Annotated in this window: 19 protein-coding genes; 14 read left to right on the plus strand and 5 right to left on the minus strand. The window is 72.0% G+C overall.

The window, feature by feature from the left end; translation table 11 throughout:
- The first annotated feature begins 33 nt into the window (after positions 1–33).
- From ITJ68_RS07930 to ITJ68_RS07945, 4 genes are all read left to right on the plus strand, one after another.
- Positions 34–600, plus strand: a complete 567-nt coding sequence (locus ITJ68_RS07930) for a GbsR/MarR family transcriptional regulator (RefSeq protein ID WP_194660689.1) — start codon at positions 34–36, stop codon at positions 598–600.
- Complete coding sequence (locus tag ITJ68_RS07935) at positions 597–2,261, plus strand: dipeptide ABC transporter ATP-binding protein (protein WP_194660690.1); 1,665 nt, start codon at positions 597–599, stop codon at positions 2,259–2,261. Before ITJ68_RS07930 ends, ITJ68_RS07935 begins: the two co-directional genes overlap by 4 nt.
- A gap of 137 nt (positions 2,262–2,398) precedes the next feature.
- Positions 2,399–2,722 (plus strand): hypothetical protein, encoded by a 324-nt coding sequence (locus ITJ68_RS07940; protein ID WP_194660691.1) that lies wholly within the window; start codon positions 2,399–2,401, stop codon positions 2,720–2,722.
- Between the two features lie 116 nt (positions 2,723–2,838).
- The gene (locus ITJ68_RS07945; RefSeq protein WP_194660692.1) at positions 2,839–2,991 is read left to right on the plus strand and encodes a hypothetical protein; all 153 of its coding nucleotides are present in this window, start codon (positions 2,839–2,841) and stop codon (positions 2,989–2,991) included.
- Here ITJ68_RS07945 and ITJ68_RS07950 read toward each other — a convergent pair.
- Genes ITJ68_RS07950 through ITJ68_RS07960 form a run of 3 tightly spaced genes read right to left on the minus strand, consistent with a single transcriptional unit; the run spans position 2,964 to position 5,982 of the window.
- On the minus strand, positions 2,964–3,812 hold the full coding sequence (locus tag ITJ68_RS07950; RefSeq protein WP_194660693.1) for an EamA family transporter: 849 nt from the start codon (positions 3,810–3,812) through the stop codon (positions 2,964–2,966). The genes ITJ68_RS07945 and ITJ68_RS07950 overlap by 28 nt on opposite strands.
- Positions 3,809–4,471, minus strand: a complete 663-nt coding sequence (locus ITJ68_RS07955; RefSeq protein ID WP_194660694.1) for a response regulator transcription factor — start codon at positions 4,469–4,471, stop codon at positions 3,809–3,811. The genes ITJ68_RS07950 and ITJ68_RS07955 overlap by 4 nt, the downstream gene beginning before the upstream one ends.
- A gap of 53 nt (positions 4,472–4,524) precedes the next feature.
- The gene (locus ITJ68_RS07960) at positions 4,525–5,982 is read right to left on the minus strand and encodes a sensor histidine kinase (protein WP_194660695.1); all 1,458 of its coding nucleotides are present in this window, start codon (positions 5,980–5,982) and stop codon (positions 4,525–4,527) included.
- 83 nt (positions 5,983–6,065) lie between these two features.
- Here ITJ68_RS07960 and ITJ68_RS07965 point away from each other — a divergent pair, with 83 nt between their 5' ends.
- Both ITJ68_RS07965 and ITJ68_RS07970 read left to right on the plus strand, forming a co-directional pair.
- The gene (locus tag ITJ68_RS07965) at positions 6,066–6,668 is read left to right on the plus strand and encodes a hypothetical protein (RefSeq protein ID WP_194660696.1); all 603 of its coding nucleotides are present in this window, start codon (positions 6,066–6,068) and stop codon (positions 6,666–6,668) included.
- 63 nt (positions 6,669–6,731) lie between these two features.
- Positions 6,732–7,610, plus strand: a complete 879-nt coding sequence (locus ITJ68_RS07970) for an AraC family transcriptional regulator (RefSeq protein ID WP_194660697.1) — start codon at positions 6,732–6,734, stop codon at positions 7,608–7,610.
- Between the two features lie 399 nt (positions 7,611–8,009).
- Here the strand turns inward: ITJ68_RS07970 and ITJ68_RS07975 are convergent, their stop codons facing one another.
- Positions 8,010–9,041 (minus strand): LacI family DNA-binding transcriptional regulator, encoded by a 1,032-nt coding sequence (locus tag ITJ68_RS07975; RefSeq protein ID WP_194660698.1) that lies wholly within the window; start codon positions 9,039–9,041, stop codon positions 8,010–8,012.
- 138 nt (positions 9,042–9,179) lie between these two features.
- On the opposite strand from ITJ68_RS07975, the gene ITJ68_RS07980 reads away from it, so the two are divergent.
- The 7 genes from ITJ68_RS07980 (at position 9,180) to ITJ68_RS08010 (ending at position 18,860) form a co-directional block, all read left to right on the plus strand.
- Positions 9,180–10,472 (plus strand): ABC transporter substrate-binding protein, encoded by a 1,293-nt coding sequence (locus tag ITJ68_RS07980; RefSeq protein ID WP_194660699.1) that lies wholly within the window; start codon positions 9,180–9,182, stop codon positions 10,470–10,472.
- A 36-nt stretch (positions 10,473–10,508) separates the two neighbouring features.
- Complete coding sequence (locus ITJ68_RS07985; RefSeq protein ID WP_194660700.1) at positions 10,509–11,387, plus strand: carbohydrate ABC transporter permease; 879 nt, start codon at positions 10,509–10,511, stop codon at positions 11,385–11,387.
- Positions 11,384–12,343: a carbohydrate ABC transporter permease gene (locus ITJ68_RS07990; RefSeq protein WP_228504857.1), complete on the plus strand. Its 960-nt coding sequence runs from the start codon at positions 11,384–11,386 to the stop codon at positions 12,341–12,343. Before ITJ68_RS07985 ends, ITJ68_RS07990 begins: the two co-directional genes overlap by 4 nt.
- Positions 12,343–13,716, plus strand: coding sequence for a glycoside hydrolase 5 family protein (locus ITJ68_RS07995; protein WP_194660701.1), 1,374 nt, complete (start codon positions 12,343–12,345; stop codon positions 13,714–13,716). Before ITJ68_RS07990 ends, ITJ68_RS07995 begins: the two co-directional genes overlap by 1 nt.
- A 24-nt stretch (positions 13,717–13,740) precedes the next feature.
- Positions 13,741–16,764, plus strand: coding sequence for an alpha-mannosidase (locus tag ITJ68_RS08000; protein WP_194660702.1), 3,024 nt, complete (start codon positions 13,741–13,743; stop codon positions 16,762–16,764).
- Positions 16,765–16,869: 105 nt separating this feature from the next.
- Positions 16,870–17,850 (plus strand): endo-beta-N-acetylglucosaminidase H, encoded by a 981-nt coding sequence (locus ITJ68_RS08005; protein ID WP_228504858.1) that lies wholly within the window; start codon positions 16,870–16,872, stop codon positions 17,848–17,850.
- A 92-nt stretch (positions 17,851–17,942) separates the two neighbouring features.
- Entirely contained in the window at positions 17,943–18,860 is a 918-nt protein-coding gene (locus tag ITJ68_RS08010) for a hypothetical protein (RefSeq protein ID WP_194660703.1), read from the plus strand.
- Positions 18,861–18,869: 9 nt separating this feature from the next.
- On the opposite strand, the gene ITJ68_RS08015 is transcribed toward ITJ68_RS08010, so the two are convergent.
- A complete protein-coding gene (locus tag ITJ68_RS08015; protein WP_194660704.1) occupies positions 18,870–20,762 on the minus strand; it encodes a glycoside hydrolase family 2 protein in 1,893 nt (630 codons plus the stop codon).
- A gap of 50 nt (positions 20,763–20,812) precedes the next feature.
- Here ITJ68_RS08015 and ITJ68_RS08020 point away from each other — a divergent pair, with 50 nt between their 5' ends.
- Complete coding sequence (locus ITJ68_RS08020) at positions 20,813–21,838, plus strand: LacI family DNA-binding transcriptional regulator (protein ID WP_194660705.1); 1,026 nt, start codon at positions 20,813–20,815, stop codon at positions 21,836–21,838.
- The last annotated feature ends 87 nt before the right edge of the window (positions 21,839–21,925 follow it).

Raw genomic sequence — 21,925 nt, forward strand, 5'->3', positions numbered from 1 at the left:
TGGCGCGGACCACGGATCGACGAGGGGACCACCATGACCGAGCAGCAGCAGACCGTCACGACCGACGACCGCGTCCTGGACCCGGTGCGTCAGGCGTTCGTCGAGGAGTTCGCGCTGATGCTCGGCGACGGCGCGGGCATGCCCCTCACCGACGCCCGGGTGCTCGGCTACCTCATCATGACCCGCGCCCCGTACTCGTCCTCCGCCGACCTGCAGGCGGCCCTCGGCGCGAGTTCGGGGTCGGTGTCGATGGCGACCAGGCGGCTCGTCGACTCCGGGTTCGTCAAGCGCCACACGGTGCCGGGGGAGCGGAGCCACTACTTCCGCGCCGAGACCGACGTCTGGGGCAGCTGGCTGGCCAGCGAGCGGAAGTACCTCGACCGGCAGCGGGACATCATCGCCCGCGGGCTCGCCGTCGTCGAACAGGACGGCCACACCGGCCCCGGCGACGTGGACGCCCCCGTCCGCGAGCGCCTGCGCAACGGGCGCGACTACATGCAGTGGCTGCACGGCCACCACCGCAAGATGCTCGAGGACTGGGAGGCCTTCAAGGTCGCCCGCGACACGGGCGACGACGCACCAGGGACGGGAACCCCATGACCGAGCCGCGCGAGGACGTCCTCGTCGTCGACCACCTGACCGTCACGTTCGACGTCGAGGGCGAGGTGGTCCGCGCCGTCGACGACGCCTCCTTCACCGTCGGCCGCGGTGAGGTCGTCGCCGTCGTCGGGGAGTCCGGCTCCGGCAAGAGCATGACCGCGATGACCGCGATGGGCATCGCCCCCGACGGCGCCGTCGCCAGCGGCGCGATCCGCATCGGCGGCGTCGACGTGCTCAGCTCCGGCGAGCAGCACCTCCGCGAGGTCCGCGGCCGCACGGTCTCGATGATCTTCCAGGACCCCTCCGCTGCCCTGAACCCCGTCTTCACGATCGGGTTCCAGCTCGCCGAGGCCGTCCGCCGCGCCGACGCCTCCACCGACCGGGCGACGGTCAGGGCCCGGGCGCTCGAGCTCCTGCGGGCCGTCGAGGTCCCCGAGCCCGAACGCCGCCTGGGGCAGTACCCGCACGAGCTCTCCGGCGGGCAGTGCCAGCGCGTGATGATCGCGATGGCGCTCGCCGCCGACCCGGACCTGCTCATCGCCGACGAGCCCACGACCGCGCTCGACGTCACCGTGCAGGCGGAGGTGCTCGACGTGCTGCGGGCGCTCCGGGAGCGCACCGGCACCGCGATCCTGCTCATCACCCACGACATGGGCGTCGTCGCCGACATCGCCGACCGGGTCGTCGTGATGCGCCGCGGCCAGGTGGTCGAGTCCGGCACCGCCGTCGCCCTCTTCGCGGCGCCGACCGCGGACTACACGCGCGAGCTGCTCGCCGCGGTCCCGCGGCTGGGTTCCGGTGACGGCCGGGAGGCTCCGCTCGCCCCCGCCACGCCCCTCCCGTCGACCGTCCTCGACGTCCGCGACCTCGTGGTCGAGTACGGCGGCGCGCTGCGCCGGCGTTTCCGCGCGGTCGACCACGTGTCGTTCACCGTCGGCCGCGGCGAGATCGTCGGCCTGGTGGGGGAGTCCGGCAGCGGCAAGACCACGATCGGCCGCGCTGCGGTCGGCCTCGCTCCGATCACCGCCGGCTCGGTGTCGGTCGACGGCATCGACCTCGCCGGTGCCGGTCGTGCGGAGCGCCGGAGCATGCGGCGTCGCGTCGGCGTGGTGTTCCAGAACCCGCTGCGCTCCCTGAACCCCCGGTACACGGTGGGGCAGACCGTCGTCGAGCCCCTCCGGCAGATCCTCCGCCTGTCGGCCGCGGACACCGAGACCCGCGTCGAACGGCTCCTGTCGGACGTCGGGCTCGACGGCGGCTTCCGGGAGCGCTACCCGCACGAGCTCTCCGGCGGCCAACGGCAGCGCGTCGCGATCGCCCGCGCCGTGGCCCTCGACCCCGCGCTGCTCATCGCCGACGAACCCACGAGTGCCCTCGACGTGTCGGTGCAGGCCCGGGTGCTCGACGTCTTCCGCGAGCTGCAGGAGCGCCTCGGGTTCGCGTGCCTGTTCGTCACGCACGACCTCGCCGTCGTGGACACCCTGTGCGACCGCGTCGTCGTGCTGCACCAGGGGCGCGTCGCCGAACAGGGGACGTGTGACGCCATCCTCCGTGCGCCCGAGGACCCGTACACCCGACGGCTCATCCAGGCCGCCCCGGTCCCGGACCCCGAGGAGCAGGCGCTCCGCCGCGCCGCCCGCCTGGCCGCACTCGCCTCCTGACCCAGCGGCCCTGCCCCTCGCGCCTCCGGCGGGGTCCGCGGTCGGAGGCGACGTCGACACGCCGATCCGAGCCTCCAGCGTGTCCGCCGCGGCGCACCGGACTTGACGTCCGTTCGAACACACGTTCGAATGATCCGGTGGGACGGCGTCGCGAGAACCGGTGGCAGCCCCCGGAGCACCCGGAGGTCGAACGCCCGCACGCCTACACGCTCTCCGACGACGCCCGGGGGCCGGACGTCTGCCACGCGGTGACCCCGCTGCCGGTGTGGGCGTGGGTGCAGTTCCCGACGTTCCACGTCCGGGTGAAGGCCTTCGCGAAGAGCTGGACCCGCGATGCCGTGCTCGTGGAGTGGGCGCAGTTCGGGCAGCAGGCGCAGGCGTGGGTGTGGCGGTCTGCCGTCAAGCACCGGGTGCTGCGGGTCGACGCCGACCGCCGGGCGCGTGCACCGGACGCCGGATAGCGCACCCGGTTGACAGGGCTCCGGCGACGCGGGATCGTTCAAGCAGTCGGGGTCCACGAAGATTCTCGACGATCAAGACATCCGTCCCGCGAGTGTCCCGACCGGAAGGAAGCGCCGTGACCCGTCACGAGGTCCCGTCCTGGGTGGCACACGTGCTCACCCCGCCAGAAGTCATCGCCGCCTACGTCGAGCGCCGTGTCAACGACCCCGCGCTGCTCTCCGGCGACGCGCACGAGCCGACCTACGCCGACTTCCTCCGCGCCGAGTAGACCGTCACGCCGACGCTCGCCGCGGTGACGCACGCGAGCGCCACCACCTCCACGGGCGACAGGGCCTCGTGCAGCACGAGGAGCCCGGCGAGCGCCGCCACCGCGGGGCCGAGGCTCTGCAGCACGCCGAACACCCGTGTCGGCATCCGGCGCAGCGCGAGCATCTCGAGGGCGTAGGGCAGCACGCTCGACAGCACGGCGACGGCGCCGAACACGACGAGCAGCGTCGGGTCGGCCACGACGCCGTCGACCGCGGTGTGCAGGCCGAACGGCAGCGACACCACCATCGCGACGAGCATCGACACCGCCAGGCCGTCGACGCCCGGGATGAGCGAGCCCACGTGCCGGTTCATCACGATGTAGCCGGCCCAGCACGCGGCGGCGGCGACGGCGCAGGCCACGCCGCCGAGCTGGGTGACGGCGGAGGGGCCGACGCCGAGGAGCACGACACCGGCGAGCGCCAGCACCGCCCAGAGGACGTCACGCCACCGCCGGGTGTGCACGAGCGAGAGCGTGAGTGGTCCGAGGAACTCGATCGTCACGGCGACGCCGATGGGGATCGTCGCGAAGGCCAGGTAGATGAAGACGTTCATGCCGCCGAGGGCCAGTCCGAGCAGGACGGCGCCGGTCCACTGCGCGCGGTCCCAGTGCCGGACGCGGGGCCGGACCACCAGGGCGAGGACGAGGGCGCCGATCACCAGGCGGAGCGTCGCTGCGCCGACCGAGCCGACCTCGTCGAAGCGGGTCTTCGCGACGGCGGCGCCGAGCTGGACGGAGACGATCGCGGCGAACGCCAGGAGCGGCGCCGGGACACGGGTCATCCGAGGTAGGCGAGGACGGCGAGCACGCGGCGGTGGTCCTCGCCGGTGTCCTCGAGTCCGAGCTTGGCGAAGATGCTCGACACGTGCTTCTCGACCGCGCCGGTGCCGATGACGAGTGCGCGGGCGATGGCGACGTTCGTGCGGCCCTCGGCCATCAGCCCGAGGACGTCGCGCTCGCGGGGCGTGAGCGCGGCGAGTGGGTCGCGGCGACGGGTCATCAGCTGCGTCACGACCTCGGGGTCGAGCACGGTGCCGCCGGCGGCGATGCGGCGTACGGCGTCGTCGATCTCCTCGAGCCGGGTGACGCGGTCCTTGAGCAGGTAGCCGATGCCTGCCGTGCCGGACGCCAGGACGTCCTCGGCGTAGGTGGCCTCGACGTACTGCGACAGCAGGAGCACCCCGGTGCCCGGAGCCAGGCGGCGGGTCTCGACGGCGGCGCGGACGCCCTCGTCGGTGAACGTCGGCGGCATGCGGACGTCCATCACGACGACGTCGGGGGCGCCGTCCGGCAGGGTCGCGAGGAACGACGTCGCGTCGGCGTGCTGCCCGACGACGTCGATGCCGGCCTCGAGCAGGACGCGGGACAGGCCCTCGCGGATCAGGACGGCGTCGTCGACGACGACGGCCCGGATGCGTGCTGCATCCGGGCCGTCGGTCATGCTCCCCACCCTAGTGGGAGGGCACCGTCCTCATCGTGCGGAGGGCGCCGTCGTCATCGTGCTGCGGGCGTCGGGACCCCGTTCAGCGCGCCGAGCGGGATCCGGGCGGTGGCCTCGGTCGGTCCACCGGCGGGGCTCGACACCGTGAGCTCGCCGTCGAGGGACTGCATGCGGCCCATGAGGCCCTGGATGCCGTGCCCCTCACGGGTCGTCGCGCCGCCGACGCCGTCGTCCGTCACGCTGACCATGAGGTACCAGACCCCGGAGGCGTCGACGGAGAGCCCGAGGTACACGCCGGCCGTCGAGGCGCCGGCGTGCTTCGTCGTGTTCGTCAGGAGCTCGGACACCGTGAAGTACACGTTCCGCTGGATCTCGGTCGCGAGCTGCAGCCCGTCGGGCAGGCGGACGTCGAGACCGACGGGGATCGGGGTCCTGGCGACCAGGGCCTCGAGGGCGGCGACGAGCCCACGGTCGAGCAGGATCGGCGGGGCGAAGCCGCGGGACAGTGCGCGGAGCTCGTCGAGGGCGTCCTTGGCGTGCTCCGACGCCTCGGCGATGAGCTGCTTCGACGCCGCGGGGTCCTTGTCGAACGCCCGCTCGGCGGCCGCGAGGTCCATCCGCAGCCGGACGAGCCGCTGCTGGGGGCCGTCGTGCAGGTCCCGCTCGATCTGGCGGAGCGCCTGTCCCTCGGCGGTGACGGCACCGGCCCGGGAGGCCTGCAGCCCGGCCACGCGCTGCTCGAGCACCTCGGCGCGGAAGCCGCCGAGCAGCCCGAAGTCGATCCAGTAGTGCGCGGCCACCGACCCGCGGGACCACAGCGGGAGGAGCACGACCGAGGCCACCACGCTCACGACGCACGCCGCGAAGCCGAGGCCCCACGCCCAGCCCTGGTCCAGGCTGTTCACCATCAGCCACTGGTTCACCTGCCAGCCGTAGCGCAGGGCCGTGAAGCCGGCGACGAACGGGCCGAAGAAGCCGACGACGAGCAGCGCACCGGCACCGACCGTGACGAGGGCCGCCAGCGGGTAGACGACCGCCGCGTGCAGCAGGTACAGCCAGTAGTGCGGGTTCGCGACGGCCGAGCCGGTCCGCGTCCACCAGTTCTGCTGCCAGCGCGGGGTCCAGTCGACCGGACGGATCGGCCTGGGGTCCGCCCACGAGATGCGGAGGCGCTCGAACTGTCCGAGCCACCGCGCGACGAACAGCGCGATGAAGAACATCAGCAGCACGAACGGGTTGAACAGGTCACGGAACCCGCCGCCGAGGACCGCCGCGGGGAACGCGAAGTAGAGCGTGCAGAGCAGCACCGCCGTCAGCGCCATGTACCCGAAGTCCCGGGGGAACCGACGCCATGCCTCTCGGTAGAACTGCCGCGCGTTCGTCCCCGGCGGGGTGTCGTCGTCGCCGGTGCTCGTGCTGGGCAGGTCGGGCATGGGCGTGGTGGCTCCGGGGGGTACTGCGTCGTCCAACGGCACGGTGGTGGCCAGGTCGAGACGGTCGGTGTCGGTCATGGATCCAGCATCGCGAGGTCGGACGCTCTGCCCCATCCTGCCCCCTCCCGGACTCCGGGTGGGGTTAGCCCTACCCTGGGCGCATGGGGTCGACGACGACGAACCGGCAGGAACAGTGGACCGCGCTCGCCGGGGTGGTGGCAGCGCTCGCACCGGCGCTCGCGGGGGTGCTCGGTCTCCTGGTGTTCGCCGGGTGGTACCTGGAGCCACCGGTGCGCATCGTGGGGGCCGTGGTCGGCGGCGTCGCAGCGGTCGTGGTGGCCCTCGCCGCACGACGCCGACGGGACCGCGCCACACTCGGCTTCGCCGTGTCCGTCATGTGCTTCGCGCTCACCTGGCTCCCGCTCGGCAGCGCGTCCTTCGCGGTGGGCTCGATCCTCGCGCTCGCGGCCCAGGCCCTGGTCATCGCGTTCGGGGTGATGGTCCTGCGTCGGACCACGGGTGCCGCGCGAGTGGCAGGTTGGGTCGTCGCCAGTGCCGGAGCGGTCTGGCTCGTCGGTGGCCTGGCCATCTGGCTCGGCACGCTGCCCGGCGTCTCGCAGGAGGCACTGACCGTGCTCTTCACGCTCCCTGCCGCCGGCCAGGCTGTCGCGTTCCTGACCGCCGCCCTGCTGTTCGTCGGACCCCTGGTCCGCCCCGTCGGTGACGGCGCCCGGTACCTCTGGTCCACAGCCGAGGTCCGCTGACCCACGATCCACAGATCACCGCGTGGCCGTCCACGGGTCCCGCGCGCCGGTGACGCTGGGTGGATGGCTGATGCGCTCCGCGCCCTGATCGGTGCCGTCGGTCTCGACGTCACCCACACCGCCGAACTGGAGGCTGACCCGGGCTCCGCCTGGACCCTGCGGTTCCCGACGGATCGCGTCCACCACGTCTGGGTCGCCACCCGGTCCCAGCCGGTCTGGGTGGGCCGCGGCGAGGAGCGCGAGCGCCTGGAGCGGGGCACGGCCGCACTCCTCGTGCCCGGTGCAGCGGCCTGGGTCGGCACGGACCAGCACGCGCACCCGCCGCCGACCGTCACCGGCACGTGTCCGGACTGGGGCCTCGGCGTCGCGATGGTGCTGACGGGCGTGCACCACGGCACGGCCGCGTTCGGACCGCTCATGCCCGAGGCGCTCGCGCTCCCGGACTGCTGCACGACCGTGTGGCGCCCCGACGCCAGCGACGACCTCCGCCGCACGCTGGAGCACCTCGACGAGCAGGTGCACCGCCGCTGGCCCGGCCCGTACCAGGACGCCCTGGCGCGGATGCTCGTCCTCACCGTGCTCAGCGCCTGGCGTCCACCGGTCCTGCAGGACAACAGCCTGACGCGCGCGATCGACGCGATCGCCGACCTCGAGGCCACCACGACCCTGGCTGTCCCCGAACTCGCTGCCCTGACCCGGGTGTCACCGTCGACGCTCCTGCGCCGCTTCCGCGCCACCACCGGCCTGACTCCCGACGAGTTCGCCCGCTGGTTCCGGACGCTTCCCGTCCGCGCAGCACTGTCCGCGGGCATGCCCCATGACCGCGTCGCCGCCGACCACGGGTTCCCGTCCGTCGCCGCGATGCACCGTGTCATTCGGAGGGTCGAGCGGACGACCCCTCGCCTCAACCGATCACTCCCCGACGTCCCGATCCCACCTTGACCGGTTCTGCCGCCGCACCCGACGCTGCCGACCCGGCCGCCGCGCCCACCGCCACTGGTCTGTCCCGCGCGCATCTTCGCTCCGCACTGGACTTTCGTTTCCGCCGTGACGAATGCGGTTCGCGATCCCCGAGGATCGCCGACCAGATCGGTCACGATCGAAACGCGAAACGGTGCGGGGTGCGGGGAGCGGGGTGCGGGGAGCGGGGAGCGGGGAGCGGAGGGCGGAGTAGAGCAGGGACGGGGTGGCATGCCCCGATGTTCTGATTCCGCAATGACGGATCCGGTTCGGGGTTCCCGAGGATCGCCGACCGGATCCGTCACGACCGCAGAAGGAAACCGGTGGGTAGTGGGCGATAGGCGATAGGCGGTGGGCAGTGGGTGCTGGGTAGCGGAGGCGTCAGTGGGTGATGCGGCCCGTCGACTCGCGGACGCTCAAGGTGAGCAGCGGGCCGGGCAGCGACGGCAGCGGGTCGTCGGCGTCGATCTGCGCGCGCAGGAGGGTGGCGGCGCGCTGCCCGAGCTCGACGGTGTCGCGGGTGAGTGAGGTGATCGCGGGCCGCACCAACCGGATCATCGCGGAGTCGTCGAACGACACGATCGAGACGTCAGCGGGCACCCGCACGCCCATCTCGCTCGCGACGCCGAGGCCCGCGACCGCGAGCACGTCGTTGTCGAACACGATCGCGGTCGGGCGGACGCTGCGGGAGAGCAGGTCACGGGTGGCTGCGGCACCGTTCTCGGCGGAGTAGTCGGTCGGGATGGACTCGGCGGCCTCGAGCCCCTCGGCCGCGGCGAAGTCCCGCAGGCGGTCGATGCGCATCGCCGTGTGCTCGAACTCCGGGCGCCCGGCGACGTGGGCGATGCGCCGGTGCCCGAGGGCGTGCAGGTAGCGGAGCACCGTGGTGGTGGCGTCGGAGTCGTCGATCCAGACCGTGGGAGCGGCCCCCGGAGGGGACGGGTGCGACCCCACGACGACGGTGGGCATCCCGAGCTCGTCGAGCAGCCGGAGCCGGGCGTCGTCGTGCCGCGGGTCGATGACGATCACGCCGTCGACGCGGTGGCCGTTCCACCAGTCGCGGTAGGTCTGCAGCTCCTCGTCGGCGTCGCGGGCGACGAGCAGGGTCATGCCGACGTGGGTGCCGGCGAGCCCCAGCTGGATGCCGGAGATCAGGTCACCGAAGAACGACTCGGTGCCGAGCGTGCGGGCCGGACGGTTCAGCACGAAGCCGATCGACCCGGCCTTCGCACCCCCGAGCGCACGTGCCGCCGTGTGCGGTTGCCAGTCGAGTTCACGGGCCACGGCGCGGACGCGCTCCCGGGTCGCCGCGGACACCCCGGGGCGGTCGTTGAGGGCGAACGAGACGGCGCTGATGGACACGCCGGCCTTCGCGGCGATGTCGGCGATGGTCGTCCGGCGCTTGCTGGCCATGGGCTTGACTATAGCGCTTTAGTCGTCGATAGTCGGCGACACCACACGTCGTCCGGCCGTCGGGACTGAACCGGTTCAGCACTTCAGGACCCACGGCGACGCGCACGACCATCCGCACGCACGAAGGAGTCCGCAGCGATGAGAACCACCACACGTACGACGACGGGTCGCGCCGTCGCGGTCCTCGCGGGGGTCGCAGCAGCGGCACTCGCCCTCACCGGCTGCTCGGCCGGTGGCACCTCCTCGGGCAACGGCGGCGACGACGTCTCCGGGTCGATCACCCTGCAGACGTGGGCCCTCACGCCGACCTACACGGACTACCTCAACGGCGTCGTGAAGGCCTTCGAGAAGAAGTACCCGGACGCGAAGGTCAAGCTCGTCGACCAGCCCGGTGACGGCTACGCGGACAAGGTCCTCAGCCAGGCCTCGTCGAACTCGCTGCCGGACGTCATCAACCTGCCGCCGGACATCGCCCTGCCCCTCGCCAAGCGCGGGTTCCTGCAGGACGTCGCGAAGGACGACAGCAAGCTCTCGAGCACCTACGTCAAGGGCGCGCTCGCGGCCTACAACTACAAGGGCGTCGAGGGCACCTTCGGGTACCCCTGGTACCTCAACACCGACATCGACTACTGGAACAAGACGATGTTCACCAAGTGCGGTCTCGACCCGGCCAACCCGCCGAAGACGACCGACGAGCTGTTCACGCAGGCCGAGACCATGCACCAGAAGTGCTCGGACGACTACCTGATGAGCCGCAAGCCCGGCCTGAGCGACTTCTCGCTCGCCGGCGTGAAGATCATCAACGACAAGGGCACGAAGTTCACCTTCGCGGACTCGTCGAAGGCCGCCGACCTGATCAGCAAGTACGCCACGGCGTACAAGGACGGCCTCATGCCCTCCTCGGTCCTGAACACCGACTACCTCGGCAACTCGACCCTGTTCACGCAGGGCAAGGTCGCCTGGACCACCGGTGGGGCCACCGCCATCACCGACTTCGAGAAGAACAACCCGTCGCTCAAGGGCAACATCGTCGTCTCCCCGGCGCTGGACAACCCGCCGCTGTACGTGCAGGGCCTCAGCGTCTCGGCGAAGAGCAAGCACCTGGCCACGGCCGAGGCGCTCGCGTCCTTCATGACGAACGCGAAGAACCAGGAGGCCTTCGCGCACCTGGTGAACATCTTCCCGTCGACCACCTCGTCGCAGTCCGACCCGTTCTTCTCCAAGGACGACGGCACCGTCGAGGGCAAGGCCCGCGTGCTCGCCAACGACGCCCTGAAGACGGCGAAGAACCTCAACCCGGTCGAGGCCAACTCGGCCATGACCGACTTCCTCGACCAGCAGATCGCGCTGGCGATGAAGGGCGGCGTGAGCCCCGAGAAGGCGCTGCAGACGGCCCAGACCAAGATGAACACCCTGCTCGCCAACGGCTGATCCGGCCCCCGAAGAAGAGAGAGAGGGAGGATCGCCATGCGCGCCAACCGCTGGTTCACCCCGTGGCTGCTCGTCCTGCCGGCACTCGTCTGGCTCGTCGCGTTCAGCCTCTGGCCGTCGATCAACACCGTCCGGCTGTCGTTCACGAACGCCAGCCCGCTCGGTGGGATCAGCCGCTGGGTCGGTCTGCAGAACTTCCAGACCCTGCTCGCCGACCCGCAGGTGTGGGAGGCGCTGCTCAACAGCGTCATCTACATGGCGATCTGCCTGCCGCTCCTGACGGTCCTCCCGCTCCTCATGGCCGTGCTCGTGCAGCAGAAGCTGCCCGGCATCGCCTTCTTCCGCACGGCGTACTACACGCCGGTCATCGCCAGCGCGGTGGTCGTCGGGCTCATCTGGAACTGGATCCTCGACGACCGCGGCGTCATCAACGAGATGGCACAGTCGCTCGGCATCGTGCAGGGCAGCATCCCGTTCCTCACCGACCGGTGGCTGCTGCTGTTCAGCGCGATCAGCCTGACGGTCTGGAAGGGCCTCGGGTACTACATGATCATCTTCCTGGCGGCCCTCGGGAACGTCGGCAAGGAGCTGCACGAGGCCGCGGCACTCGACGGCGCCGGCTCGGCCCGCCGCTTCTGGTCGGTCACGATGCCCGGCGTCCGCGGCACCCTGACCCTCGTCGGCATCCTCGTGTGCGTGAGCGCGCTCCGGGTGTTCAGCGAGCTCTACATCCTGACGAACGGGACGGGCGGCCCCGGCGGCCAGGACAACTCCCTCGTCATGCTCATCCAGCAGTACGCACGGGGGTTCACCGGCAACCTCGGGTACGCGTCCGCGCTGAGCCTCCTGCTCTTCGCCGTGACGCTCATCCCGATGCTCGCCCTCGCGCGGATGAACAGCAAGGCGGACCGATGACGAACACGACGACCGAACCGGTCCTCGGCGGCAACGCCGGCACCGCCGCACCGACGCCGGACGTGACCGGCGCGACGGGCGGAGGGGGAGCCTCCCGGCCGCCCCGCAAGCGACGCCGCGTGGTCTGGGGCGTCATGTCCACCCGCGAGAAGGCGATCCGCTACGTCCTGCTCATCGTGGTGCTGTTCATCACGATCGGGCCGTTCCTCTGGCAGCTCTCCACCTCGCTGAAGGGCCCGGGGGAGGACATCTACACGGCGAACCCGTCGTTCATCCCGAGCCAACCGACGATCGGCAACTACCTCCGGGTGGGCGACGCGATCCCGGTGTTCGGCTACATCGGCAACTCGCTCATCGTCGCCGCGATCGACGTCCTCGGGAACATCGTGTTCGCGACCCTCGCCGGGTTCGCGCTCGCCCGGCTGCAGTGGCGCTTTCGCAAGGCCGTGCTCGGCCTGTTCCTCGCCACGCTCGTGCTCCCCGGCGAGGCGACGATCATCTCCCAGTTCGTCACCGTCAAGGACCTCGGCCTCGCCGACAACCTGGTCGGCGTCGCCCTGCCCGGCATGATCGCGGCGCTCAACGTGCTGCTCATGTTCAACGCGTTCCGGCAGATCCCCGATGAGATCGACCAGGCGGCGGTGATGGACGGCGCGAACGCCTGGCAGCGGCTGCGGTACATCTCGCTGCCCGCCGTCCAGGGCACGATCGCCGTCATCGCGATCTTCGCCTTCATCGGTGCGTGGGACGACTTCCTCTGGCCGCTCATCGTCCTGCAGTCCCCAAACAAGCTGACGCTGACCGTCGGGCTCGAGTACCTGCGCGGCACGTTCGGCACCGACCAGCGCCTGATCGCGGCCGGCACCATGATCGCGTTCATCCCGATCGCCGTGATCTTCGCCGTCCTGCAGCGCTTCTTCTTCAAGGGCGTCGAAGAGGGCGGTGTGAAGGGCTGATGCGGTTCGGCGTCAACTACACACCGTCGGTCGGCTGGTTCCACTCCTGGCTCGACTTCTCGGCGGACGACACCGCCCGGGACCTCGAGGCGATCGCGGGACTCGGCGCCGACCACGTGCGGGTCTTCCCGCTCTGGCCGGTCGTCCAGCCGAACCGGACGCTCATCCGGCCGCAGGCGCTCGCCGACGTCGCCCGGGTCGTCGACATCGCGGGCTCGTTCGGCCTCGACGTCAACGTCGACGCCCTGCAGGGCCACCTGTCGAGCTTCGACTTCCTGCCGTCCTGGCTCGACTCGTGGCACCGGCGCAACCTGTTCACCGACCCGGACGTCGTCGCGTCCACGGCCGCGTACGTCGAGGCCCTCGCCGCCGCGGTCGCGGACCGGCCGAACCTGCTCGGCATCACCATCGGCAACGAGGTCAACCAGTTCGCCCACGCCCCGCACCCGGCCCCGCACGCCATCACGGCGGAGCAGGGGCACGCGTGGGCAGCGGCGATGGTCGCCGCGGCACGGTCCGGGTTGGCGTCCGTCGGCCGGGAGGCCCGGCGCAGCTCCGACGCACCGGTCGCCCCCGGCAGCGGGGCCGCTCCAGGGCCGCTGGTCACCGTGGCCCAGTACGACGCCGCCTGGTACGACGACGCCCAGCCCTTCGGGCCGGAGCACGCGGCCGAGCACGGTGACGCCACCGTCACGCACTCGTGGGTGTTCAACGGCTCCGCGAAGGTGCACGGCGCCCTCGGAGCCGGGTCCGTGCGGCACGGGGAGTACCTGCTGCAGCTCGCCGCCGCCTGGAACCGTGACGCCGCCCGGCCGAACTGGCTGCAGGAGGTCGGCGCCCCGACCAACGTGGTCGACGTCGCCGACGCCCCGTCGTTCACCGAGCAGACCATCCGGCACGCCCTCGACGTGCAGCACCTGCTCGGCGTCACGTGGTGGTGCTCCCACGACGTGTCGCGGTCCCTCGCCGACTTCCCGGAGCTCGAGTACGACCTCGGCCTCCTGACGAACGACGGCCGGGTGAAGCCGACGGGGGAGCGATTCCGTGCCATGGCCACCGCGTTCGGCGACGGCGCGTACCGGGCTCCGGCCGGGCCGACCGTCGGGCTCGTCCTCGACGACGTCGCCCCGGACGGCGCACCCCTCGACGGTGTCCGCGCCGACTGCGCCCCCGGTGGACGCTTCGCCGCCGCGTGGCTCGCCGTCGCCGAGGAGCACGGCGTCGGCCCGCAGGTCGTCCTGCGCTCCCGCCTCGGCGACACGGACCTGTTGGCCGCCCGCGGGGTCACGAGCACGATGGACGTGCCGACCGACCGCGACGCGGACACCGCACACACCCCGATCTCGGTCGCGCACCCCGCGACCATGCCCTGACCCTCCCCAGCCCCGGAAGGCACCATGCACGACGACATCCCCCTCACCATCGGCCGCGCACGACGGGTCCTCGACGAGCGCATCACCCCGGCGGTGCACGCCACCGCGACCCCGCTCGACACCGCCTGGCACGAGCTGCCCGGTGAGCCGGTCGCCCCGGCCGAGGGGCTCGCGCTGACGTTCGAGCCGTACGAGGTCGGCACGCCGTGGGGCGCCGCGTGGGGCACGACCTGGTTCCGGCTCTCCGGCACCGTCCCGGTCGCCTGGGCCGGCCGCCGCGTCGAGGCCGTCATCGACCTCGGGTTCGACAAGAACATGCCGGGCTTCCAGTGCGAGGGCCTGGTGTACCTCGCCGACGGCTCCCCGGTGAAGTCGATCAACCCGCGCAACCAGTGGGTGCTCATCGCCGAGGAAGCCGTCGGCGGGGAGACCGTCGAGTTCTTCGTCGAGGCGGCGTCGAACCCCGTGCTGCTCGACTACCACCCCTTCCTCGTGACGCAGGAGGGCGACATCCAGACCTCGTCGTCGAAGCGGCTCTACACGTCGCGGCGGATGGACCTCGCCGTGTTCGAGTCCGCCGTGCACGAGCTCGCGCTCGACATCGACGTGCTGCTCGAGCTGCAGGAGGAGCTGCCCCAGGGCCCGCGCCGCATGCGCATCCTGCAGGCCCTCGACGACGCGCTCGACGCCCTCGACCTGCAGCACATCGCCGAGACGGCCCCCGACGCCCGCGCCGCGCTCGCCGAGGTGCTCGCCGCCCCCGCCGAGGCCTCCGCGCACCGGATCTCCGCCGTCGGCCACGCGCACATCGACTCCGCCTGGCTCTGGCCCGTGCGCGAGACGATCCGCAAGGTCGCGCGCACCACCTCGAGCATGACCGAGCTCATCGACCAGACCGACGACTTCCTCTACGGCATGTCCAGCGCGCAGCAGTACGCCTGGATCAAGGAGCACCGCCCCGAGGTCTACGCGAAGGTCAAGGCCGCCGTCGCCGCTGGTCGGTTCCTGCCGCTCGGCGGGATGTGGGTCGAGTCCGACACCGTGATGCCGACCGGCGAGAGCATCGTCCGGCAGTTCTCGCAGGGCCAGCGCTTCTTCGAGCGCGAGTTCGGCATCCGGCCGAAGGGCGTGTGGCTGCCCGACAGCTTCGGGTACTCGCCGGCGCTCCCGCAGCTGATGCGCCGTGCCGGGTTCGAGTGGTTCTTCACGCAGAAGATCTCCTGGAACCAGGTGAACAAGTTCCCGCACCACACGTTCCTCTGGGAGGGCATCGACGGGTCGCGGGTGTTCTCGCACTTCCCGTCGATGGACACCTACAACTCGCGGCTGTCCGGGTCCGAGGTCGCGAAGGCCTCGCGCCAGTTCCGCGAGAACCGTCTGGCGTCCGGTTCGATCGCCCCGGTCGGCTGGGGCGACGGCGGCGGCGGCACCACGCGCGAGATGACCGGCACGGCCGCACGCCTGGCGGACCTCGAGGGCAGCGCCCGCGTGACGTGGGAACACCCGGACGCGTTCTTCGACCGGGCGAAGTCCGAGCTGGAGCACCCGCCCGTGTGGGTCGGCGAGCTCTACCTCGAGCTGCACCGGGCCACCCTGACCAGCCAGCACCAGACCAAGCAGGGCAACCGCCGCAGCGAGCACCTGCTCGTCGAGGCCGAGCTCTGGGCAGCGACCGCCGCCGCCCGCACCGACTTCACGTACCCGTACGACGAGCTCGACGCGCTGTGGCAGCAGGTCCTGCTGCAGCAGTTCCACGACATCCTGCCGGGCACCTCGATCGCATGGGTGCACCGCGAGGCCGTCGAGCGGTACGCGGAGATCGCGGACCGCCTGGAGGCCCTCATCGCCTCCGCCCTGTCGGCCCTCGCTGGGAACGGGGACCGCACGATCGTCGTGAACCCGGCCCCGAGCCTCCAGGGCGGTGCCCTCGCGCAGAGCGCGGTCCTGACCTCCGACCTGCAGGCCACGACCCCGGTCACGCTGACCGAGGCCGACGGCGGGTTCGTGCTGACGAACGAGCTGGTGCGCGTCGTCGTCGACGCCCGCGGGCTCGTCACGAGCGCCGTGGACCTGGCCACCGGCCGCGAGGCGATCGCCCCGGGTCAGGTCGCGAACCTGCTGCAGCTGCACCAGGACTTCCCGAACATGTGGGACGCGTGGGACGTCGACCGCTACTACCGCAACCGGGTCGAGGACCTGGTGTCGGTGACGTCGATCGACTCGTCCGTCGATGCCGCCGGTGTCGCCCGGGTCGTCGTGTCCCGGGCCTTCGGCGAGTCGACCGTGACGCAGGAGATCGTGCTCGAGCCCGGGTCGCGGACGCTCGAGTTCGACCAGACGACCGACTGGCACGAGACCGAGAAGTTCCTCAAGGTGGCGTTCCCGCTCGACGTCCGCGCCGAGCACACCATCGCGGAGACCCAGTTCGGCGCGCAGAAGCGGGTGACCCACACGAACACCTCGTGGGAGGCCGCCAAGTTCGAGACCTCGATGCACCGCTACGTGCTCGTCGAGGAGCCCGGCTTCGGCGTCGCCCTGGTGAACGACTCGATCCACGGGTTCGACGTCACGCGCGACTCGGTCGACGGACACGTGACGACGACGCTCCGGCTCTCCCTGCTCCGGGCACCGCGGTTCCCCGACCCCGAGACCGACCAGGGCGTGCAGACGCACCGGTACGGGCTGGTCGTGGGGACGGACGTCATCGGTGCGACCACGGCCGGCATCCTGATGAACACGAGCGCGCGGACGGTCACGGGCGGGTCGGGCTTCGGGCCGCTCGTGCAGGCCTCCGGCGACGTGGTGGTGTCGAGCGTCAAGCTCGCCGACGACCGCTCGGGCGACCTGGTCGTGCGCGTGTACGAGCCGTCCGGACGCCGGGGCACCGGTGGCCTGGCGGTCGACGGGCCCTTCGGCGAGCCGGTCGAGGTGACCCTGCTCGAGGAGCGCGACCCGGCGCTGCCGGGCGTCGCGGCGGTCACCGACGGGGTGGCCGCGTTCCCGGTCGACGCGTTCGAGGTCAGGACCTTCCGCTTCCCGCGGATCTGAGACACCCGTCGTCGGGACCTCGGGTGTCCCGACGGCGGGTCCGCGGCGTCCGCCGTGGGCACGCGACGGCATCCGTCGTCGCACAACCGCTCGACGAGGAGTGACATGAAGAAGTCCATGAAGATCGGGATCGTCGCGGCACTCGTGGCGATGGTGGCGGTGCCGATGGTGCCGGCCGCCGCGTCGGCCACCCCCGCGGCGACGCAGGGCCACGGGCAGGGCCACGGGCACAGCGCTGGGCACGGACACGGCGCTGGGCACGGCCACGGGCGGCCGGGGCACGCCGCTCCGACGAAGTCGGGTCCGACGAGCATCGCGTACGTCGAGGTCAACAACGACGAGCTGGCGAACGTCGGCCGGTACACGTTGGCGAACGGCGCGAACGCGTTCGATGTGGCGATCATCTTCGCCGCGAACATCAACTACGAGGACGGCAAGGCCGTGCTCGTGGAGAACGAGAACGTGCAGCGCACGCTGGACCAGGCGGCGACGCAGATCCGGCCGCTGCAGGCCAAGGGCATCAAGGTCTCGCTCTCGGTGCTCGGGAACCACCAGGGTGCCGGGCTCGCCAACTTCACCTCGAAGGCCGCGGCGCGGGACTTCGCGGCGCAGGTCGCGGCGACGGTGAAGCAGTACGGGCTCGACGGCGTCGACCTCGACGACGAGTACTCGGACTACGGCGTCAACGGCACCCCGCAGCCGAACGAGCAGTCGATCGGCTGGCTCGTCTCGGCCCTGCGGGCGGACATGCCCGGCAAGCTGATCTCGTTCTACGACATCGGCCCGTCGTCCGACGCCCTGAAGACCGCGAACCCGTCGATCGGGAAGAAGCTCGACTACGCCTGGAACCCCTACTACGGCACCTACACGGCGCCGACGATCCCGGGCCTGCCGAAGTCGAAGATCTCCGCGGCGGCGGTCGACATCCAGAACACCCCGCAGGCGACGGCCGTGACGCTCGCGCAGCGCACGAAGGCCGACGGCTACGGCGTGTTCATGACGTACAACCTGCCGGGTGGGGACGAGAGCGCGTACGTGTCCTCGTTCACGAACGTGCTCTACGGCCAGGCGGCGGTCTACAAGTAGGACTTCCTCCCGCGCGGTGACGGATCCGGTTCGCTCCCCTCGGGGATCGCGGACCGGATTCGTCATGCTGCGAGCTGCAATACGGTGTCGGGATGGACACGGACCGCGGGCAGGACGACGGAGCGACGGACGCGGTGGCGTGGGCGCACGAGGTGCTCGCCGAGCAGGGGAACGCGGTGCTCGGGGTCGAGGAGGTGCACAGCCGAGCGTGGAGCACGGTCTGGCGGGTGCGCACGGACGCAGCCGCAGCCGCCGACGCCGTCGCTGGTGGTGCTGCGTCGGGCGACCTGTTCCTGAAGACCGCGCCCGCCGGGGTCTCGCCGGAGCCCGCGCTGCTGGAGGTCCTGGCCCTGCACGGGGTCCCGCACGTGCAGCGCCCCGTCGCCGTCGAGGGCGCCCACGTGCTGCTGCCGGACGGCGGACCGGTCGTCCGGACGGCACCCGACCGCGACGCCCGCTGGCTCGAGGTCATGCGGCACTACGCCGAGGTGCAGTGGGCGACCGAACCCGCGGCTGCCGAGGACCTGGTGCGCGCCGGCGTGCCCGACCTCCGGCTGCCCGTGCTGCCCGACGCTGCCGCCGAGGCCGTGACGCGCTGGGTGCCCGAGCGGCCCGAGTTCGTGTCCGTGCTGCGCGACCTGGCGGCCGAGCTCGACGAACTGCTGCCGATGGCGACCCTCGACCACGGCGACCTGCACGACGGCAACGCCTTCGCCGCCGGCGCGGTGCCGTTCGACTGGGGCGACGCCTGCGTGTCGCACCCGTTCCTCAGCCTGCTCGTCGCCGGGCAGCAGGAGGTACCGGGCGCGATGGCGGCCTACCTCGACACGTTCTTCGACGAGTCCGGCGCTGCCGAGGACCCGGACGTGCAGCACATCGTCGGCCTCGCGACCCGGCTGGCCGTCGTGCCGCGGGCGCTGAGCTGGCAGCGGGCGATCGACGCCGCCGGCGAGGCGATGCCGCCCGAGTACCAGGCGGCCCCCCGCGACTGGCTCCTCACCCTCGCGTGAGTCGCCCGGCTAGCGCCCCGTGACCGCGCGCCGGATCTGCTCGATCGGGACCTTCGGGGTGCGGTCGGCGTTCAGCAGGCCGTTGGTCTCCTGCATGGTGTCGGTCAGCTGCGTCCAGCAGGACCCGGCGAGGAACGAGCTCGCACGCACGGCGTCGTACAGCGCGGTGATGCGGGCGACCCAGTCGTCGCCGTCGGTGGCCGAGGTGTAGCCCCACCCGTCCTCGCGCTTCGACCCTGGCTGGTAGTCGACGCCCCCGAACTCGGTCAACATCACGGGCTGCCCCACGTCGGACGCCCCGCCGACGAACTGGAAGTGCCCGGACGGTGCGATGCCCGAGACCGCGGCCGTCCGTGCGGCGTCGTCGGCGTAGGTGGCGGCGAGGCGGGGGCCGTCGCCCTCGTAGTCGTGGATCGTGACGATGTCGGTGTGCTGCTGCTCCCACCCGTCGTTCGTGATCACCGGGCGGGACGGGTCGAGCGCCCGCGTCAGGTCGGTGAGGGCCCTGGCGTAGGCCTGCTGCGCGGGGTCGTCGACGACGTGCTGGATGCCCCACGACTCGTTGAACGGCACCCAGGTGGCGATCGACGGGTGCGAGGCGTCCCGCTCGACGACCGCGATCCACTCGGCCGTCAGCCGCTGGACGGCGACGGGGGAGAACTCGTAGGCGCCGGGGGCCTCGGCCCAGACGAGCAGCCCGAGTCGGTCGGCCCAGTACAGGAAGCGCGGGTCCTCCATCTTCTGGTGCACCCGGGCGGCCGTGAAGCCGAGGTCCTTGATGAGCTCGACCTCGCGGCGGTGGGCGAGCGGCTCCGGGGCGGCCAGGTGGGACTCGGGCCAGAACGCCTGGTCGAGCACGCTGCGGACGTCGTACGGGTGGTGGTTCAGCAGGAACCGGCCGCCGCCGACCCCGACGGTGCGGACGCCGAGGTAGCTCGTGACCGTGTCGAGTGCTCGGCCGTCAGCGTCGAGGAGCTCCAGGGTGGCGTCGACGAGCCGGGGTCGCTCGGGGGACCAGGTCAGCTCGTCCTCCGCCTGGCCGTTGCGCTGCCGGCCGATCGGCACCGTCACGTCGAGCGTCGGGTGGTGCGAGGCCGCGTCGAACTCGGTCGTGCCGAGGTCCTCGTCGCGCTCGTCGAACCGCAGTGCGACGCGCAGCCGGGCCCCGACGGGCGGACGCCCGCGGAGCCGGACGCTCAGGTCGACCGCGGTCGGCCCGGCCGGGGTCCAGCGGAGCGTGGCGACGGACGCGGTGGGCACGGCCTCGAGCCACACGGTCTGCCAGATGCCGGTGGTCCGGCGGTACCAGATCGCGTGGGCGTCCTGGTGCCAGTCCTGCTTGCCGCGGGGCTGGGTGAGGTCGTGCGGGTCGTCCTCGGCACGGACGACGAGCCGGTGCTCGGTGACCAGCGCGCCCGCACCCGTGCCGGCACCGGCGCCGTTGCCGCGCAGCACGTCGGTGACGTCGAACGTGAAGGGCGTGTGGCCGCCCTCGTGCTCGCCGACGAACTGGCCGTCGACCCACACCCGCGCTCGGTGGTCGACGGCGCCGAAGTGCAGCAGCAGCCGCGGGCGGTCCGTCCCGTGGCCGGCGGCGACGAGGTCCTCCGTGCGGATGGTCCTGGCGTACCAGACCACGGGGTGGAACCCGGTGTCGCCGATGCCCGACGCGGGGGACTCCGGCGGGAACGGCACGACGATGTCCCGCGCGTCGGGGAAGCCCTGCGCCCAGCCGGCGTCCGTGCCCGCGTCCTCGTCGTCGTGGCGGAAGTCCCACGTCCCGGTGAGGTCGGCCCAGGCGCCCCGCAGCAGCTGCGGCCGCGGGTGGGTGCCGTCCTGACGACTGGCGAGCGGGGGAGCGGCAGGGGCGGCGACGGCGACGTCGTCGATGACGGAACTCATGCCCGTAATTTACAGCGCTGTAAATCGCCCGTCAACGGTACGGTGACCCGATGGGCAAGGTCACGCTGCAGGACGTCGCCGACCACGCGGGCGTTTCGATGAAGACCGTGTCCAACGTGGTGCGGGGCTACCGGCACGTCAGCACGCCGATGCGCGACCGGGTGCAGGCCGCGGTCGACGAGCTCGGGTACCGGCCGAACGTGTCCGGCCGCAGCCTGGCGACCGGACGCTCGAACATGCTCGCGTTCGCGTTCCCCGACCTCCGCCGGCCGTACTTCGCCGAGCTCGCGCACGTGTTCTCCCGCGTCGCGGTGCAGCACGGCTACCAGCTGCTGCTCGAGGAGACCGGCGGTGCGGCGGACGGCGAGCGTTCGGCCGTCCGCGGGCGTGAGGCCGGCGTGGTCGACGGCGTCGTCATCCACCCGCAGATCATGACGCCGGCGGAGATCGACGCGATCCGCGGGGACACCGCCGTCGTGTTCCTCGGCGAGGACGTCCCGCCCGAACACGCCGACCAGGTCGCGATCGACAACGTCCGCGCCGCCGCCGAGGCCGTCGACCACCTCGTGGCTCTCGGTCGCCGCCGGATCGGGTTCCTCGGGCACGAGGTCGGTCCGGCCTCGCGCACCTCGGCGTTCCGGCTCGAGGGGTACCACCTCGGCCTCGAGCGTGCAGGCGTTCCCGTCGACGACCACCTGCTCGTCGCACGTGAGGTCGGCGACGCCCGCGGCGCCGAGGAGTCCTTCGGCCGGGCGCTCGACGACGGCCTGGTCATCGACGGCCTGGTCTGCCGCGACGACCTCGCCGCCGTCGGTGCCCTCCGCGCCATGCGGCTGCGCGGCCTCGAGGCCCCGCGCGACGTCGCCGTGGTCGGCTGGGACGCCATCGGGCTCGCCGCCAGCCTGGTCCCGAGCCTGACCTCGGTCGCACCGGACACCGTCGCGCTCGCGGAGACGGCCCTGACGCTGCTGTTCGAGCGGATGGACGGCCACGACGGCCCCGGGCGGACCGTGTCGGTCGGGCACCGTCTGCTCGTCGGCGAGAGCGCACCGTACCCGGACGGTTCCGTGGACTGACCGCCCGCCTGCCGGGCCCGCCACGGCACGTGGTCGGGCACCGACACGGCCAGGAGGCTCGGCACCGGCCCGCCCCGCCGCTCGCGG

This window comes from Curtobacterium sp. VKM Ac-1395, from assembly GCF_015350975.1.
Lineage (GTDB): Bacteria > Actinomycetota > Actinomycetes > Actinomycetales > Microbacteriaceae > Curtobacterium.

Bases quoted from the DNA above. Each gene is read 5' to 3' on its own strand.
- ITJ68_RS07930 (WP_194660689.1), top strand. From the start codon at position 34: ATGACCGAGCAGCAGCAGACCGTCACGACCGACGACCGCGTCCTGGAC.
- ITJ68_RS07935 (WP_194660690.1), top strand. From the start codon at position 597: ATGACCGAGCCGCGCGAGGACGTCCTCGTCGTCGACCACCTGACCGTC.
- ITJ68_RS07950 (WP_194660693.1), bottom strand. From the start codon at position 3,812: ATGACCCGTGTCCCGGCGCCGCTCCTGGCGTTCGCCGCGATCGTCTCC.
- ITJ68_RS07955 (WP_194660694.1), bottom strand. From the start codon at position 4,471: ATGACCGACGGCCCGGATGCAGCACGCATCCGGGCCGTCGTCGTCGAC.
- ITJ68_RS07960 (WP_194660695.1), bottom strand. From the start codon at position 5,982: ATGACCGACACCGACCGTCTCGACCTGGCCACCACCGTGCCGTTGGAC.
- ITJ68_RS07965 (WP_194660696.1), top strand. From the start codon at position 6,066: ATGGGGTCGACGACGACGAACCGGCAGGAACAGTGGACCGCGCTCGCC.
- ITJ68_RS07970 (WP_194660697.1), top strand. From the start codon at position 6,732: ATGGCTGATGCGCTCCGCGCCCTGATCGGTGCCGTCGGTCTCGACGTC.
- ITJ68_RS07975 (WP_194660698.1), bottom strand. From the start codon at position 9,041: ATGGCCAGCAAGCGCCGGACGACCATCGCCGACATCGCCGCGAAGGCC.
- ITJ68_RS07980 (WP_194660699.1), top strand. From the start codon at position 9,180: ATGAGAACCACCACACGTACGACGACGGGTCGCGCCGTCGCGGTCCTC.
- ITJ68_RS07985 (WP_194660700.1), top strand. From the start codon at position 10,509: ATGCGCGCCAACCGCTGGTTCACCCCGTGGCTGCTCGTCCTGCCGGCA.
- ITJ68_RS07990 (WP_228504857.1), top strand. From the start codon at position 11,384: ATGACGAACACGACGACCGAACCGGTCCTCGGCGGCAACGCCGGCACC.
- ITJ68_RS07995 (WP_194660701.1), top strand. From the start codon at position 12,343: ATGCGGTTCGGCGTCAACTACACACCGTCGGTCGGCTGGTTCCACTCC.
- ITJ68_RS08000 (WP_194660702.1), top strand. From the start codon at position 13,741: ATGCACGACGACATCCCCCTCACCATCGGCCGCGCACGACGGGTCCTC.
- ITJ68_RS08005 (WP_228504858.1), top strand. From the start codon at position 16,870: ATGAAGAAGTCCATGAAGATCGGGATCGTCGCGGCACTCGTGGCGATG.
- ITJ68_RS08010 (WP_194660703.1), top strand. From the start codon at position 17,943: ATGGACACGGACCGCGGGCAGGACGACGGAGCGACGGACGCGGTGGCG.
- ITJ68_RS08015 (WP_194660704.1), bottom strand. From the start codon at position 20,762: ATGAGTTCCGTCATCGACGACGTCGCCGTCGCCGCCCCTGCCGCTCCC.
- ITJ68_RS08020 (WP_194660705.1), top strand. From the start codon at position 20,813: ATGGGCAAGGTCACGCTGCAGGACGTCGCCGACCACGCGGGCGTTTCG.